Source organism: Photobacterium sp. WH77 (assembly GCF_022014395.1).
GTDB classification, from domain to species: Bacteria; Pseudomonadota; Gammaproteobacteria; order Enterobacterales; family Vibrionaceae; genus Photobacterium; species Photobacterium arenosum.
Window position 1 is genome coordinate 80,339 of the sequence record NZ_JAKLTE010000013.1, and the last position, 16,613, is coordinate 96,951.

At 47.0% G+C, this 16,613-nt stretch carries 14 protein-coding genes; 4 read left to right on the top strand and 10 right to left on the bottom strand.

From position 1 onward, the window contains the following. Positions 1 to 12: 12 nt before the first annotated feature. The 6 genes from L6J37_RS14085 to L6J37_RS14110 all read right to left on the bottom strand — a co-directional run bounded on the left by L6J37_RS14085 (position 13) and on the right by L6J37_RS14110 (position 8,111). Positions 13 to 1,860: an Lnb N-terminal periplasmic domain-containing protein gene (locus L6J37_RS14085; protein WP_237795550.1), complete on the bottom strand. Its 1,848-nt coding sequence runs from the start codon at positions 1,858 to 1,860 to the stop codon at positions 13 to 15. A 119-nt stretch (positions 1,861 to 1,979) separates the two neighbouring features. Further along, positions 1,980 to 2,462: a DUF3015 domain-containing protein gene (locus tag L6J37_RS14090; protein WP_192013718.1), complete on the bottom strand. Its 483-nt coding sequence runs from the start codon at positions 2,460 to 2,462 to the stop codon at positions 1,980 to 1,982. 228 nt (positions 2,463 to 2,690) lie between these two features. Beyond that, the gene (locus L6J37_RS14095; RefSeq protein ID WP_192013716.1) at positions 2,691 to 3,452 is read right to left on the bottom strand and encodes a slipin family protein; all 762 of its coding nucleotides are present in this window, start codon (positions 3,450 to 3,452) and stop codon (positions 2,691 to 2,693) included. A 3-nt stretch (positions 3,453 to 3,455) separates the two neighbouring features. Next, positions 3,456 to 4,850 (bottom strand): NfeD family protein, encoded by a 1,395-nt coding sequence (locus L6J37_RS14100; protein WP_237795551.1) that lies wholly within the window; start codon positions 4,848 to 4,850, stop codon positions 3,456 to 3,458. Positions 4,851 to 5,005: 155 nt separating this feature from the next. Continuing rightward, positions 5,006 to 6,460 (bottom strand): ATPase RavA stimulator ViaA, encoded by a 1,455-nt coding sequence (gene viaA, locus L6J37_RS14105; protein WP_237795552.1) that lies wholly within the window; start codon positions 6,458 to 6,460, stop codon positions 5,006 to 5,008. 13 nt (positions 6,461 to 6,473) lie between these two features. After that, positions 6,474 to 8,111 carry an ATPase RavA domain-containing protein gene (locus tag L6J37_RS14110; protein ID WP_237795553.1) on the bottom strand — a complete coding sequence of 546 codons (1,638 nt, stop codon included), beginning with the start codon at positions 8,109 to 8,111 and terminating at the stop codon, positions 6,474 to 6,476. A 329-nt stretch (positions 8,112 to 8,440) separates the two neighbouring features. Here L6J37_RS14110 and L6J37_RS14115 point away from each other — a divergent pair, with 329 nt between their 5' ends. Together L6J37_RS14115 and L6J37_RS14120 are read left to right on the top strand one after the other, a co-directional pair. Beyond that, positions 8,441 to 9,307: a GGDEF domain-containing protein gene (locus L6J37_RS14115; protein ID WP_192013708.1), complete on the top strand. Its 867-nt coding sequence runs from the start codon at positions 8,441 to 8,443 to the stop codon at positions 9,305 to 9,307. 81 nt (positions 9,308 to 9,388) lie between these two features. Then, the gene (locus L6J37_RS14120) at positions 9,389 to 10,207 is read left to right on the top strand and encodes a phosphate ABC transporter substrate-binding protein (RefSeq protein ID WP_218385765.1); all 819 of its coding nucleotides are present in this window, start codon (positions 9,389 to 9,391) and stop codon (positions 10,205 to 10,207) included. Positions 10,208 to 10,258: 51 nt separating this feature from the next. Here the strand turns inward: L6J37_RS14120 and sseA are convergent, their stop codons facing one another. Next, the gene (sseA, locus tag L6J37_RS14125) at positions 10,259 to 11,113 is read right to left on the bottom strand and encodes a 3-mercaptopyruvate sulfurtransferase (RefSeq protein WP_237795555.1); all 855 of its coding nucleotides are present in this window, start codon (positions 11,111 to 11,113) and stop codon (positions 10,259 to 10,261) included. 258 nt (positions 11,114 to 11,371) lie between these two features. On the opposite strand from sseA, the gene L6J37_RS14130 reads away from it, so the two are divergent. Beyond that, positions 11,372 to 12,310, top strand: coding sequence for a precorrin-2 dehydrogenase/sirohydrochlorin ferrochelatase family protein (locus L6J37_RS14130; RefSeq protein WP_237795556.1), 939 nt, complete (start codon positions 11,372 to 11,374; stop codon positions 12,308 to 12,310). Positions 12,311 to 12,314: 4 nt separating this feature from the next. Here L6J37_RS14130 and L6J37_RS14135 read toward each other — a convergent pair whose 3' ends face one another. Beyond that, positions 12,315 to 12,824 (bottom strand): DUF1097 domain-containing protein, encoded by a 510-nt coding sequence (locus L6J37_RS14135; protein WP_218385771.1) that lies wholly within the window; start codon positions 12,822 to 12,824, stop codon positions 12,315 to 12,317. Between the two features lie 273 nt (positions 12,825 to 13,097). Between L6J37_RS14135 and nagZ the strand changes: the two genes are divergently transcribed. Beyond that, positions 13,098 to 14,102, top strand: coding sequence for a beta-N-acetylhexosaminidase (gene nagZ / locus L6J37_RS14140; protein WP_192013698.1), 1,005 nt, complete (start codon positions 13,098 to 13,100; stop codon positions 14,100 to 14,102). A gap of 95 nt (positions 14,103 to 14,197) precedes the next feature. On the opposite strand, the gene L6J37_RS14145 is transcribed toward nagZ, so the two are convergent. Together L6J37_RS14145 and L6J37_RS14150 are read right to left on the bottom strand one after the other, a co-directional pair. Next, the gene (locus L6J37_RS14145) at positions 14,198 to 15,295 is read right to left on the bottom strand and encodes an outer membrane protein transport protein (RefSeq protein ID WP_237795558.1); all 1,098 of its coding nucleotides are present in this window, start codon (positions 15,293 to 15,295) and stop codon (positions 14,198 to 14,200) included. Between the two features lie 480 nt (positions 15,296 to 15,775). Continuing rightward, a complete protein-coding gene (locus tag L6J37_RS14150; RefSeq protein WP_237795560.1) occupies positions 15,776 to 16,423 on the bottom strand; it encodes a TetR/AcrR family transcriptional regulator in 648 nt (215 codons plus the stop codon). Positions 16,424 to 16,613 lie beyond the last annotated feature (190 nt).

Genomic DNA, 16,613 nt, shown 5'->3' on the forward strand with positions numbered 1-16,613 from the left:
AATCACAGGCAATCACAGATAGACAAAGAACCGCAATGTGGAGGACAGTTCATCACGTTGCCACTGCTGATAGGTAACTTCGGTGCGTAATCCCAACTGCTGGCTAAGCGCCCAGTGCCAACTTGCCTGTGATTCCGTACGCCAGCGCATAGCATCCCACTGGTACAGCCCCTGTGCGGACAAGGCCAGTTTGTGCTCTTCGTTAGCCTGCCAGACCAAGCCCGACTCCATCCCCAAACCCAACGACAGGTTCTCACCCTGAGCATCAAAATAATTCAGTTCAGAAGAGAGTAACGTATAAGCGTGTAAACGGTTAGCATCTCCCCAGGATTTACCGTACCCGCCCTGCATGAAGTATCGGCCAGTCAAACCGCGAGTATCTGGCTGTCGATCATAGCCGGCACGGATATTCCAGGATAAGGAGTCAAATACCCGATAATCAGGCGCCAGTGACATGGCATCGAGCAGGTAAAGCTGGTTAAGATCCACATCGCCATCTTGATCAACCCCTAATTGCAGGTCGAAAAAGCTGATCTGTGCCCCCGGAATGTAACCGCCAGCGTTATCCAGTAAATCATGATAGGCCACTCGCCATTCCAGCAACGCCTGATCGGCGTTATGATTGCTGTAACGATATCCCAATCCTAACCGGCTTGAATTGTGGCCTTCATCAGGCGACATGGCAGGTTTTACGGGTTCAGAAAATGGCGAAGAGGTATTCAGCTTGCTTCTGGCAATCAACAATTTCTGTAGCTGAGGCGCAATATCTTCCCGGGCGAGCGCCTGATCATAAAACTCAAAGTTGAGCCACTCATAGGCCATTTCCAGAATGGCAGCCCGTTCGCTCAATGATCCTTCAGTCGGATACTGGCCCGTCATGGCAGCCCGCGCGGCCAACAGTTGTTGATCATCCAGTTGCTCAGCATAGTGCATTAAACGTGTACCAAAAGAAGCCCGGTATTTGGGAACCTCAATCAGTCCGTTCTCTCTGAGCACTTTGACTGTGTCTGATGGAATTGCCCGGTAATCAAAACCGGATGTCAGATCCAGCCCTTCCCTGCCCGCTTCAAGCAGTGCCAGCAGCTGATAGGAACAATTCTCATCGATGAAATAGTAGTCAAATTCAACACCGTTCATTTCCCAGAGATGGCGCAGCACCTGCTGAACTTCTTCCTCATCCAGATTTAACGCATACTCCCAAATATCTCTTGATTCTAAATCGTTGTACTCACGTACTTTTCTGTAATACGGCATGACACTGAACGTGCCGGGGTAATTCCCGAACAGCCCTTTTGCTGCGTACAGAAACGCATTGTCATTACTCTCCGGCGTGGCGGCAAAATTGATTGCAAAGGCCACTAATTCGCGGTTTCGATTCTGATCTTTAGCATCAACACGCAGCAAAGTATGCCCGAACATAGACGATGGGCTGTTCATAAATGCTGTCGGGAAGACCAGTGTCAGCCCCTTGGGATTCAGCGCCTGCTTCCAGAGAGTCTGCTCAGGGCAGACGGCTACTGGCCAATCTGTATGTAATTTTTGTTTTAACCAATGGAAACGGGCCGGATACCGGCAGCTCAAACTCTGGTCATTGGGTGAGCTATCGGACTGTTTCGCTTCGCGTTCAAATCCTTCGACGGTGGCATTAAGCTCGGCCAGAGGATCATCTTTTCCCTGCGGACTGACAAAGAAAGAAGGCGAATCGACCAGGCTTGTGAACGAGCCGGTCAGTCCGGGCTGATAATGCCCCAGGGTATGCCAATAATCAGAGGTGGAAAGATGCACCAGATCTTGCTGGGTATACGCAAAAGCGGTGCTGCTGAAAACGCTGAGAGGAAGCAGAGATAGCCAGAACTTCATGAAATCATCGATGGGATCAAATAGGTTCAGTCAAGCACATTGAATAAACAAAGCACCAGATTAGAAAAAGATACAGCGCCTTTTGGCGCTGTATCTGAGCGGTTCACACCTGTAATAAATTACAGTGCGTAAGCGGCCAGCGTATTCTGATCAGCAACCATAGTGTTCAGGTTAGCCAGAACATCTGTAGAAGTAACATTTTCAGAAGCGAAGATAGACGCATAGTTGTTACGAGCAGTCGCGTTAAATTCCGCTTTTGCTTCATCGCTCATGCCCCAAACGTCAGTCAGAGTTGCCAGCGTTTCACCTTCGCCACGTGCGATATCACGAGCCAGATTGTCCATGTTACCGTCGATAAACATAGCCAGTTTTTCTTGAGAAGTGATCACGCCGTTGCCGTCACAACCCAGTGTGCCGAAAGTGATACCGAAAGTTTGGTTACCTGAAGTACCGTTCGTTGTCGCACCCAGTACTTTAAATACTTTGCCTTCTTGACCAGCAAATACCATAGAGCCCAGACCACAACCGATATCTTGGTCAGCCATTGCTTGAGAGAAAGGCATCATGCCCGCGAAAACTGCCACTGCAAATACTTTTTTCATTGTTATTCCTTAGACTTAATTAACACAAATTGCTTACATCATTTTTATGCGTCCAAAATCATAACAACTTAAAGCTATATTTCAATTTATACAGGGCAAAAAGTTATTTGTTTACATTTTCTTAGCTCAAAATCCACTTTTTAAAAAACCCGCCCATTTTAGTTGAGTTAAAAATAACCAATCTGGGCGAAGTCGCTTAACGCAATATCGTTATTATTGTTCAGAAACTCACTCATTATTCCTATTAACAATATTTTTAACTTTATCGACTAAGTCGATAGGCAAAGGGAATACTATGGTTGATGTCCTGTCATTGGCAATCTCAGTCAATGTCTGCAGGTAACGAAGTTGAATCGCATTCGGGGCTTTATTCAGCACTTCGGCGGCCTCCATCAACTTTTTAGAGGCTTCCAGCTCACCCGTAGCATGAATAACTTTTGCACGACGTGAACGTTCGGCCTCTGCCTGACGAGCTAATGCACGCACCATGCTGTCATCCAGATCAACATGCTTGATTTCAACATTGGCTATCTTTATGCCCCAGTTATCGGTGTGCATATCAAGAATGCCCTGCAAATCTTTATTCAGTTCATCTCTTGCCGACAGTAATTCATCTAACTCATGCTGACCAAGTACTGATCGTAATGTTGTCTGGGACAGCTGGCTGGTGGCTTCAAGATAATTTTCGACATTGATGATCGCCATTTTGGGGTCAATAACCCGAAAGTAAACCACAGCATTGACCTTAACCGATACATTGTCTTTGGTGATAAGATCCTGAGTTGGCACATCAAGCACAATTGTTCTCAGGTCAACCCGAACCATTTGTTGAATGATTGGGATAATGATGATCAACCCAGGCCCTTTTACTTCATAAAAGCGCCCCAACAGAAAGACGACTGCACGCTCATACTCACGCAGCACTCTGAACATGCTGATAATCAGCACGAGTACCAGCACAACGATGGTTGCTAGGGAATACGTAATCATGGTTTATTCCTTCTCTTTGGCCGCAACATGCAAACACAAGCCTTCGACTTGCTTAACGACAATTTCCTGACCCACCCGCAATGGCGTATCACTGCGGGCTTGCCAGATTTCGCCTTCTACCAGCACCCGCCCCTCTCCGGGAAAGCCACTGACCACTTTACCGTGATCGCCAAGGAGCATTTCTACCCCGGTTGAAACAGGCTTACGGCGGGTTTTTAGCAATAAGGTAAGAATGACAAAAGTAAACAGCGCGGAAGTGGCTGTCAGACCCACGATCAAAGGGACAGCAATTTGATACCCTGGTTCTTCGGTATCCATTAACATGACTGACCCTATAACAAAAGAAACGATACCGCCCAGACCCAATATGCCAAAGCTGGGGCTAAAGCCTTCTGCCACCATCAGAATGATCCCCAGGATAATCAATCCCAGCCCCGCATAACTGACAGGCAATAGTTGCAGCGAATACATAGCCAGAATCAGACAAATACCGCCGAGTACACCAGGCAACCCAACCCCGGGGTTGTAAAATTCTAACAATAAGCCATAGATGCCTATCAGCATGAGTATGTAGGCCACGTTCGGATTGGTAATGACCGCCAGAAACTTAAACCGCCAGTCCTGTTCACGCTCTACATATGCAACATTCTCAAGTGATAAAGTCTGTTGTACCCCGTTAATAAGCACGGTACGGCCATTAATCTGACTAACCAGATCATCAAGATCTGTTGCCATAAAATCGATGACATTTTCTTGCAATGCCCCTTCGGCATCTAAACTTGCCGCTTCCCGAACGGCTTTCTCTGCCCAGACTTCATTTCTGCCATGCAATTTAGCCAGGCTGGTGATATACGCAGCCGCATCATTGATGACTTTCTTCTCCATGGCTGTTTCGGCTTTTACTTCCTTACCTGACTGTGTACCTTCTTCAGACTGTTTAGCCGCGTCATCTTTTCCAGCCGGTTCCTGTTCATCAGAGTCATCAAAAGGATTGTCTTTTTTCCCGCCTGGCGACCCACCGGTCAGAGATACTGGGGTAGCTGCACCAAGGTTTGTGCCCGGTGCCATCGCAGCAATATGACTGGCATAGAGAATATAGGTTCCGGCGCTCGCCGCTCTGGCACCCGATGGGCCAACCCAGGTTGCCACTGCAACCGGAGATGTTGTGATAGCGCGAATGATTTCCCGCATAGAGGTATCTAAACCGCCAGGTGTGTCCATCTTTAGCACGATAAGCGCAGCCTGTTCTTCCTGAGCATGATTAATTTCACGCGAGACAAAATCACTGACGGCAGGTCCGATCCCGCCTTTGATATCAATTAACCATACATCGGATGCCTGAGAACACATTGGCCAAAGCGCAGCCAGCCATAATGTCAGAATGGAAAACAGCTTCATGACGCATGCTCCCAGTAGGTGTACCAGACTGAACCAGATAGGAAAACCTGAACTCTTAGGCGTTGGTTATCCACCACCTTAAGCATAGCGCACAGAATTCGGTGCAGGATTGATCGCTGTACAGAGCCATGACACCCTGCACAGCAGCGGGCAACTCAGGGAATATGACGAGAGAAAAGTCGGCCAAGCGCCGAGGGATGGTGAGACCAGTGCGTATCAAACATGTCCATCAAAGCCGGGTTGCCATACCGTGACAGACAAACGGCATGGAAACGATTCTTATGCTCTTTCAGTTTAGCTACCCGCTCCTGCATCTCCGGCGATTGCGACGGCGCAATAAAATCGGACAGCACAATGAGATCCGCATTTTTATACTTATCGCCACTCATCAGCATCAAGGACTGATCCAACACAGGCGTTAAATCTGTGCCGCCATGAAAAGAATAAGAAAGGAAATTTAACACTTCACTCAAACCATCCTGCCGGGTCAGCTCATACGTGATGTGCTGGGTAGAAAACAGCATGACATAACAATCTCTGTCATCGGCAAGTGCAATCTGCATCAATCCGTAAGCCAACGCTTTCGCGCACTGTTCAGGGTAGCCGGACATTGAGCCAGAAGCATCAATGCAAACAATAAACGGCCCTTTGTCCTGTTCGACTTGTTTACTTTGCTTCCTGTAGGCTTTCACTTTACGCAGTTTGCGCTGGGCACCCTGCATTCTGTAATTCATTAAACGCTTATCAACAAGGTGTTTGTAGAACACCACCTCCAGCTCAGGATAGGCAAGAAACATTGCCTCGTTAGGCAGTAAGCGCGCCAGATCATCACTGGGATGCACGCCGACAATATCATCGGTGACGTTGTCACTCTTCTCTTCGACCATTTTCAGCTCTTCCGTCTGAACTCTGGCCTGACTCGGATCATCGACCTCGTTAGCCACCCGGCCTAGCTTGTCGGCAATCTCCTGAATTTCATTATTTTTTTGAAGAAATCTTGCGATAGATTTTAACCGCTCCACATCCGTTTTGGTCAGTTTGGCTTTCGCCATATCCCAAAGCCGGCCAGCGCGTTTTTCGTCGCCTGCTTCATCGACTTTTTCCATTTGCTGCATGGTTTCAATGCGCTGATACAGGTCTTTCAACAGTGCTTCTTTATGATGCTCTAACTCAGATTCCTGCGCTTTCTTGAGTGCTACCTGCAAATGTTCATACCACTGATGACAAAAGTAGCTGTGGAACATAGGGTTATGTTTCTTCTGATCATGGTCGAGCAATCGGCGCGCTTTAAAATAAAAGCCGGACGTCGTTTCAAGTTCACTGACTACCTGTTCAGCATTGTCCATAAAAGTGTCCGCAGACCATTGCCGAACCTTTTGGTATAAGGCCAGTTCCTGACTGAACCGATCGGCCACATCCACTTTTGCGATGCGATGCTGTACATAGCTGCGCCACTTACCGACCTGCAACTTCATAGACGACTTAATTCCCGGACTGGAGTCCGCAGCCATCATCAGCTGTGGCCGGGTCATCAGCTCGTTCACTGCATTTTCAATGATACCCGACTCAGTCAGCATCAGAGCCAGGTTAATACCTTCGGTGACTGGCATCGTCTCCTCCCAGTTATGCGAAGTATTCAGTCAGGCGGGTTAAACGCATGGCACTTTTGTCTAAATGCCGCTGAATTGTCGCAATCTCATCACTTGCAGTAGCCAGACTTTGTTCGATCAGCACCGGAAATTCAGGGTCAACGAAGTTGTGCGGCAATGCCCCGTGAAAACGGCTTCGTGCCAGTTTCAATAAGTGAGCTGCCTCACTAATAGCATCCGTGGCTTGCTCGACTTTTTGCTGCCAACCAAGCAGTTGTTCCTGGCTGACGCCATAGTCTCCGGCCATGCCGACCAGCACGTTCCGGTTAGCAATATCTTTGATCACCAGGCGATCGGACGCGTCAATTTCAAAATGCAGCCGGCACAAGTGCGTGTTCTTGTTCACAAAGCCATAGATATCACACTGCCCTGCTTTAATCTTTTTCTCAAACTCATCGCCATCAACAAACACCCAGCGGCTATCGCCGGTTTCCTGTTCAGAGACGGAAGGGTTATGCTGCAGCATGACTAGTTTGATCATGCGCGGATTATTATTGACCGTGTAACGCTTGGCGCCGGAAAAATCGTACTTGTATCTTTCCTTACCCATCAGTGTGTCATGACCGAATATCACACAAAGCTTGCCGGCAACAGCCTGGTGGACTTCCTCTATCTGGTGCTGCGCCGTATCGGCCTGCTGGGTGGCAGCTTGTTGTCCGAAAACCTGGTTGACGGCAAAGTCGCGTAAAAGCTCCCGGATATCCTGTCTGGATTCCGGGCTGTGCCACAAACACTCCTGCAGCAACAGCAAATCAAGCGGATTAATACTGTCACGGCCATTAAAGAAAGCACTGGCTTTGAGCAGCCTGACCGATTTCTTCCATCGCCGGTCTGAGATGTAAAGCTCGCTGCTGCCCGATTCGACTTTCTCCTCGATCATGGATTTCAGCTGGTAAATGGTTTCGAATGTCGCCTCATCAAGCTGGATATGATCGATCAATGTCTGCCATTGCTGATATTCTTCTTCCTTAATTTTGAGCTCGGCAGGTAAACTCGCCATCTCTGGGCCTTCACCCAGTAACATGGCTTTGAAATTTTGTTTTTCCTGTATGCGATTGACGAAAACACGAACCAGCATACGGTCGTACAAAGCTTCCAGACCGCTGTCTTCATCCGGTAATTCGTTGGATGCCGTAATCAGCAAACGCATTGGTACGTTCAGCGTGTCCTGACCATTTTTAAATGTCCGCTCGTTAACAACAGTCAGTAATGTATTCAAAATGGCAGGGCCCGCTTTCCAGATTTCATCCAGGAAAACGACTTCCGCTGTGGGTAAGTAGCCATCCACCAAACGAACATATTTACCGTGGTCTTTCAGTTCCTGAATCGATAGAGGTCCGAACACTTCTTCCGGGGTCGAAAAACGTGTCATCAGATAGTCAAAGAAGCGGCTGCCATCAAAGGCTTCAATCAGTCGCTTAGCAATCAAGCTCTTTGCTATTCCGGGAGGGCCAAGCAGGAAGACACTCTCACCAGACAGTGCCGCCAACAAACAGAGTCGAATGGTATGCTCTCTTTCATAGACCCCGTTTGACAGAGCCTGGATAAGTTTTTCTACCCGCTCAGCAAGCAGCGCTTTATTGGGTAGACTATTGGCCGCCATAGATAGCATATTGGTCATTTCCTCGAGGCAAAAAGGTCTGATGTAGAAATGAAATGGGTGGAGCTGAAAAATCTCATTCTAGCCACAGAATAGCCGTAAAAAACACATTGTTACAAGTATGTTAACATACATACTTTGTTACAAACAGGGTATATCAAACTGGGTAGGCAACCAACATAGATCAATCATTGATTTCACTTTTGATGCACTCAGGATGAGCACAAGATCACAGAATGTAATGGATTGCGATGCATGTTGAGGGATGCGGACTATGTCTCGATTTGTTACTACATAGCGCTACCTCAACACAAATCATCGTGATAATATTTTAGTCAATTATGAAAAAGATCTCTCAATTGCCTGTCAGGCTGACAATTTTTGTATGTTTTGGGGTGCTGATAACCACCTTTATCCCCATGCAAGGTAACCTGGATGCCGTTACTTCAAGCCTGACATTGGTGCTGATTATCCTGCTGGTTCGCGAAGTCGCCAGTAAAGAAATGAAGTTTTTATTACTTCTGTCTGCCTGTACCTACGGAATTGGCGTAATTGCAGATCTTCTTGATGATATTCCGGAACTTGCAAATCATTGGTTGCTGACACGCACCGATGATGTATTCAGCAATATTGGTGTTTTTTTACTGTGTTTCTGTTTCATTAAACTCTTACATCAACGCCGCGAGTTAATACAAAAACTCAGACAGCAAATTGCTAAATCCCGTCAACTGGAACTGGAACTCAGCCGACAGGCCTTGCAAGACGATCTGACCAGACTGCAGAACAGGCGCTCACTTTTCAGACGATTTGATCATATGGCGATTAACCTTAATCGCGGCATTATGGCTTACATTGATATAGACAACTTCAAACAGGTTAATGACCGTCTTGGTCACCGCCAGGGAGATCTGGTACTGATTGAAATAGCCAACATTATCTTCAGGCATTCGCCTACCGGTAGTCAGGTATATCGCATAGGGGGTGATGAATTCATTGTTCTATTGCCCAGCGAAGACCAATGTCAAAGCCAGGAATGGCTTGACCAGCTCTATGAGCAAACTCAAGATCTTAGAGATACGTTCAAATTAGGCATCAGTGTCGGCCTTGTTCCGTTTCATCCTGGTAACCTCAGCGATCCTGACTTACTGCTCGCTAAAGCAGATACCGCCATGTATCAGGAAAAAGAACAAAAAAGTCGTGTCGAGTAACTTCGATTCAGATTCACAATTTTGTCATATCCTCGTCATACCATAGCGGCTACCCCTGTAGTTCAAATTTGGAGAGACGCAATGTTGCTTCGCCTGGCTTCTTTATTAGCCGTTATCACCCTATTCCCCATTCAGGCTAATGCCAAAACCGTTACCGTATCCGGTTCGACTTCTGTCAGTCATATACTTGAAGTATTAGCTGAACAATATGAGCAGCAACATTCCGATGCTTCCATTGCTGTGCAAGGGACTGGGTCATCTGCGGGTATTTCTGCCGTCAAACAAGAGGCCGCTGAGCTTGGAATGAGTTCGCGATTTCTAAAGGAGGATGAAATACGTCCGGATGTATCGACCACATTAATTGCTCATGATGGTATCGCACTGGTCGTCAACAAAAACAACCCGATTGACACCCTGACCAAAGAACAGGTTATGGGGATTTATCAGGGGACTATCACCAACTGGAAACAAGTTGGTGGCGATGACCTCCCCATTGCAGTTGTCAGCAGAGAGAACGCTTCTGGTTCACGATTTTCTTTCGAAGATTTTATGGGTCTGACACGTACTATCGGTGATAAAAGCGTCTCAGATATCAATGCGAAAGCGCTGGTGGTTAACACCAATGGCATGGTGAAAAGCCTGATTGCCAGAAACAGACACGCCATTGGCTATCTGTCACTTGGCTCAGTTGATGATTCAGTAAAACCACTGGATTTCGAAGGTGTATCACCCAGCCTGACAAACCTGGAGTCTGGACAGTATCAAATCTCCCGACCTTTCATCATGCTTTATAAAAGCAAAAAGCTCACATCAGATGGTCGTGACTTCCTCAATTATCTCCTGTCTGAAAACAGCCAGAAATTACTGCATGATCGCGGTTACATTCCCGTTGTGCATTAAACAACACACACTCTTTGGCTTACCTGATCACTCAGGTAAGCCAAAGCTCGATCAGGACACCACCGGGTATTTCATGCCTGCGCCCCATTCTGTCCAGGAACCGTCATAGACAGTCAGATTTTTCCGGCCTGCTACATCAGCTGCAAGAGCAAGAATGCATGCCGTAACCCCGGATCCACAACTGAAAATCAGCTGCTGATCTTGTTCTGAGAATGCATCAAAACGTTGTTTCAGTATTGATTGCGACGCTAACCTGCCGTCTTTCACCAACTGACCAAACGGGAGGCTTTTAGCATTCGGCATATGACCACTGCGTATGCCTTCTCTCGGCTCTGGCTGCTGGGCATAAAAACGCGCTGCCGGGCGTGCATCCAGCACCACAACCTGAGGGTCGGCTAATTTTTCCATCAATGCCTGGGCATCAATCACCCATTCAGATCTGAAATTGGCAGAAAATTGCCCTTTTTCAGGTACTTCAGTTACAACACCCGATTCTAACGAGCCTCCAACCGCTTTCCAGGCGGGTAATCCGCCATCCAGCACCGCGACCTTGTCATGCCCCATCACTTTAAACATCCACCATACGCGCGGTGATGAGAACAGTCCGTGAGAATCATAAACAACGAGAGTGTCTTTGTTGCTGATGCCTAATTCCGACACTTGGCTGGCAAACTGCTCTGCACCGGGTAACATATGCGGCAGGCTGGATGCCTTATCGCATATCTCTTTATCGAAATCGAAAAAAACAGCACCTGGAATGCGTTCACTCTCCCACTCAGCCCTGGCATCACGGCCACTGCCCGGCATGAACCAGCTCGCATCCAGTATCACGATATTTCCCGCATCGGCATGTTCCAGCAACCAGTCAGCACTGACAACAGACGACGGTAATGAATTCTTTGTCATACCCTAATCACCTATCCCTATGAAATTCAGCTGTTTGTGTTAAACCAGATAACCATATTCATCACAGTCATTTCGGTTATCAACTTTATATTGTGATAGTGATAGCAGGTTATACGGCCAGACTAAACCTTTTTCTCTGTAATCCAGCCACTTGCCACAGCAAACACAAGCAGGCTGATCTTGAATCCGATTGTTCATCGGGTTAATGTCCCTGAACTCGGTGCCAGCACTTTTCTGATTTATTGCAAGGACGCGAATATGGACTATTTCCCGGTCTTCACCCAATTACATAACAAACCAGTACTGGTCATAGGTGGCGGAGAAGTTGCCTGCCGTAAAGTCGATCTTTTATTACGGGCCGGAGCGGCAATCACACTGATATCACCACGCCTGCATCCTGCCTTACAAAAACTGGCCAGCCAGCAAAAACTGCGCTGGCTGGCAGAGTCTTACCAGCCGGGAAGTCTGGGGGGCTATTATCAGGTGTGGACAACGACGGATGATCGCGAACTGAATAAGCGTATCTTTCATGATGCCCAACAGAAGAAAATTTGGGTCAATGCCGTCGACGATCCTGCCCATTGCGATTTTATTACCCCATCCATGATAGATCGCTCCCCCATTCAGGTGGCCATATCCAGTGGTGGCGCTTCACCGGTACTCGTACGTTACCTCAGAGAAAAGCTGGAAACCCAGCTCGCGCAAAACTTGTCTCTTCTGGCAGATTTCGCTGGAAAACAAAGAAACCGCCTGAAACAACATTACGATACCGTCGATAAACGAAGACACTTTTGGGAGCTCTTCTTCCGCTTGCCTCAGGTAGAAAATGCCCAGTCTGTTGAGGTGCTTGAAGCGGCTTTTGTCCAACTACTGGCTCAAGACAATCAGGCAACAGGGACGGTATGCATTATAGAGACAGGCACAGATGTTGAAATGCTGACATTGAAAGCGTTGCGACTGATGCAGCAGGCCGAAATGGTGCTTTACACCGATGAAGAGAGTCAGGCTGGTTTCATTGATCTTTGCCGAAGAGATGCTGATCGTGAAGCTTGCAGTGAGGAGAATCTGTTGCAAAAAGCGGATGCCCTGCTCAGCCAGGCTGTGCGCGTCTGTATTCTGGTCAAAAAAGGAAGGACTTCTGCATCACTTTCTGCTTTTTGTCAGCAGCACAAGGGTGAGGTACTTCCCTCACTGTAACCGTTTATTTTGTAGAGGCAGCGGCGGGTGCAAGTTCAGACTTAAACGCTGCCTTCTGCGCGCGTTTTTCACTTTGCGCCTTCAGCCACAAACCAGATGTTTTCATCGCATAACCAAACACTACCCCGAGCATCAGCGAAGGGATAACCAGTTGCCAGTTACCCGCGGCAGCAAATGTCGCACAACAGCCGATAAATGTCCCCGGAATAAAACTCAGCCACTCGCGCTTTGCCTGTACACACATCAGAAATGAAACAATGCCGGTTGCAATATAGCCGAACAGCTCCATTCCTATCCATGTTGAGCCGTGAATGATCAGCATTGCCCAGGCGACACCACTCAAATTGGTCGCCATACTGATGCCCATACCCTTTAAGCCATCCTGAGGTGCCGCAAAATAAGTGGTACACCCCAGAAATCCGCCCCAGCTCAACAATCCAAGTGAAACAGCTACCCAGCCCCACAGACCAGATAACAAACCGGTTGTTATTGCTATAGCGATTAATGCTGACATGTTAAGACCTCTGAAAACGCTAACGTGATATCTTCGATGCAATGAAGGAAGAAGTCTAATCACTCTGCTCGTTCAATAAATTGACGTAAATCACACATCAAATGAAATAAATGAAACACAATGTTTTATACAGTGAACAATGACACAGTAATCAGCTAACTGACGCCAGATTCAATCAGAAAAATGCGGTTTTGACTCTGATCAGCTTGTGATAACTTAATGCTTTCTAAAATCTATGTTTCTTCTGAGATGCAGTCAAAACGGAGTGCCACCATGGGGCCTTTAATGCTAGATGTGTCAGGTTTCGAACTTGATGCCGAAGAGCGTGAAATTCTTCAACACCCCACAGTAGGCGGAGTCATTTTTTTCGCCCGCAACTACCACGACAGAGAGCAACTGTTTGCTCTGACACAATCCATTCGTCAGGCAGCAAAACGTCCTTTGATCATTGCGGTGGATCAGGAAGGCGGACGAGTCCAACGCTTTCGTGAGGGTTTTACTTTACTGCCTCCTGCCCGGGCATTTGCAGCGGCCGACAATGGCGTCAACCTTGCCCGTCAGGGGGGTTGGTTGATGGCTGCAGAATTACTGGCTATGGATATCGATCTCAGCCTGGCACCTGTATTGGATATCGGCTTTGACTGTAAAGCCATTGGAGACCGTGCGTTTTCAGATCAGCCCGAACAAATCATTCAATTTGCCAGTGAGTTTATACGCGGTATGAAAGAGGCGGGAATGGCGGCAACAGGTAAACATTTCCCCGGACACGGTGGCGTTATCGCAGATTCGCATCATGAAACCCCTGTTGATCAGCGCCATGATATTGCCGTTCGTGATATGTCGGTATTCAAAGCATTAATCGAGGAACAATTACTGGATGCCATGATGCCAGCCCATGTGATTTATCCTTCCTACGACGATAAACCCGCCAGCGGCTCTGAATACTGGTTAAAGAAGGTGCTTCGGCAACAGCTTAATTTTAAAGGGGTTGTCTTTTCAGATGATCTGAACATGAAAGGTGCTGATGTACTGGGCTCCTACGGCGATCGTGCTGTTGCTTCTCTGCAAGCTGGCTGCGATATGGTGATGTTATGTAATAACCGCAGCGGAGCAATCGAGGCACTTGAAGCATTGCCGCAAACCCAGGCTCCCGTGCTTAATAACTTACTCAAAAAGCCATTTGCACAGTATGCAGAAATGGTGAGAACGGCTGAATGGAAGCAGCGCTCTGAAGCCATTCGCCGACTGCAACAAGAATGGCAGGAAAAATCGCACTAGTGGTTTTTTTAACTGTCTGGCGTCCCATTCCGCTTACCTGAACACAAACGCCCGGAAGACCGGGCGTTGTTATCGCGACAGGACATGCCGCTGAGTTAAAACTTGTGTTCAACCCCGACAGTCAGGCCATAAAGGCTGTTATCTTCGTAAATCGTCCCTGAGACATCTTTTCCGTCTTTGACCATTTTGTACTGAGCAGCCCCAAACAACGAGGTGTTGCCAAAGGAATACTTTCCTCCTACCTGCACACCCTTCGCACCGTTTCCTGGCGCCAGAGGATTCAGATTACCCTCACCGGCTCCTTCGGCATAATTCAGTTCGATACCACCACCGAAGGATGGCGTAAACTGGCGAGCCAGTCCCAGCGCATAAGTGACACTGTCGCGATCAAAGGTAACGACTTCTCCGCGCACCTGGGTTTTTATCACATGCTCGCTCCATCTGCGCCAATGAGCAGAAAAAGTCAGTAATGTATTCTCTGCAACCCCCGTCTGGAAATCAAAATCTATGGTTTCTGGTAGTTCAATTTCCGCCTGGCTTGATACTGAGCTTGCCTTTCCCCCTGTTTTATTCACAATTAAGGCACCGGATTCGGTCGTATCAAACGAGTGCTTAACCGCAGACTGATACGCTACAGTAGCGCGTAACGCGATTTTAGGGATGTGGTAAGACGCACCCACTGTATAACCGAAACCTATGTCATCACCCAGATCCAAATCTAAACCACCAAAACCACCATTCATGTTGGTGTTAAACTTCGCATTAATTTCAGTTTGATTGATGGTAGGGCCAGCGAAAGCTGAAAATGAAGGGGTAATTTGGTACTTGCCCGTTAAGGCTACGGTCCGGGTTTTTACATTAGCGCTAGAGCCTTGCCAAAAACCGCTCGTGTGCTGAGTATCAATATTATTTGAAAGATAATACTGCGCATTTCCTGAAAAGTTATCAGTAAAAAAGTAATTTACTGCACCCTGGACATAGTGAGTATCGTTGAAGATATCACCAGTGCTACCAAAGGTAGGGTGGTTACCCTGAATGTCATAGTTAAAATAGGAATACGACGCCGCCACCTTATCATCGGGGCTGTACAAATTACTGTAGCTATAGCATCCAAACTCATAGGCCGCACCATGAGAATAAAAGCTCGTTGCTGACAAAATTGCGATGAGTATTGATTGATACTTCAGCTTCATTGTTCGAATACCTCTACATGTGAACCCGTGCTCACCACAGTGTGATAACAAGGGTTATTCCCCCTATTGCTAACCTGCTTGAACTGCTCTTAAGGCAGTCATGAGCAAAAACGGTTAGCAACAACCCTGCTATCTAATTCAGTGAGACGAGACATCCGTTGTCGTTTCATCTTCGAAGTTCTCAACAACATTGTTAACACTTCGTTATTATTTTGTTTTGAAATGAGGTTAACTGAATCAAAGCTGAACGTCCACACATAATAGGTCATACGTCCGATTATTTTAAATATGTGCTGATTGATCACAAAAACATCTCAATGAGATGTGACTATGATTCAAACAATTCTGATTGATGAAGCCAGTGAAAATGCGGAGTTCAGCGAAAAAACCGCTGTGTCGTCACACACAGCGGCTGTTATCGCTCTAGCTACGAAAAAGAAGAAGGGAAAGGAAATGAAAAAATCAGTTCAAAAGCTTGGGTTATTCAGTAGCAATAAGTGTCGACAATAATCGCTTTAGCGTTTTAGAAACAATATCCTGATTGAAGTTTTGATCACCACTGACCAAAGCAAACTCAAACTCCCTGAAGGTGAAAATGACCAGATTGGCATCAATTTCCGGATTCGGACTGCCAATCAATTCAGCCGTCTTTTTGATCAGGTCCAGCACTTGTAATTTATACTCACTGACTCGCTTGACCAGTATCTCAGACTGCCCGAGAGCAAACAGGAAATGGCAGCGAATTGTCAGCTGTTTTCTGCGCGTTTCGTCCGTCAGCTCCGTCGAAATGTACTGTGTTAACAATTCGGTTAGTTTCAGAACACATGACTCACGATCCCCGGAAGCTCCCTTTATCAGGTATTCCCTGAGTATCGTGTCCACCTGTTCCTGAATCCATTCAATCTGTTTCACTTCTCGCTGGGCAAACTCTTCAAATGCGCTCAGAATCAAATGATCCATGCTTTCAAAGTAATAACTGGTAAGTGATAACCGAACCTGAGCAGCATTGGCAATATTCCGGTGTGACAAACTGTTTAAGCCTGTAGTCGCAATCAAATCCAATGTTGCTTCAATGATTTTTTGTCGGGTAAGCTCTCCCTTTGTTGTTTTTCGAGAACTAGCTGCCATCTCGACTTATCCTTGATGTTTATGAAAAGTAAAAGTTTGCATTCATGGCAATAATATCGAAAACACTTCATTACATAAACTCCAGTGTTTCACTTTTGGTCTGCATGCCCACACTTACCAGCCCAGAGCTTCTCACTGACAAACATTTGCAACCAGACAGATGAATTTTCGTACAGTTAATTGCCTGCTT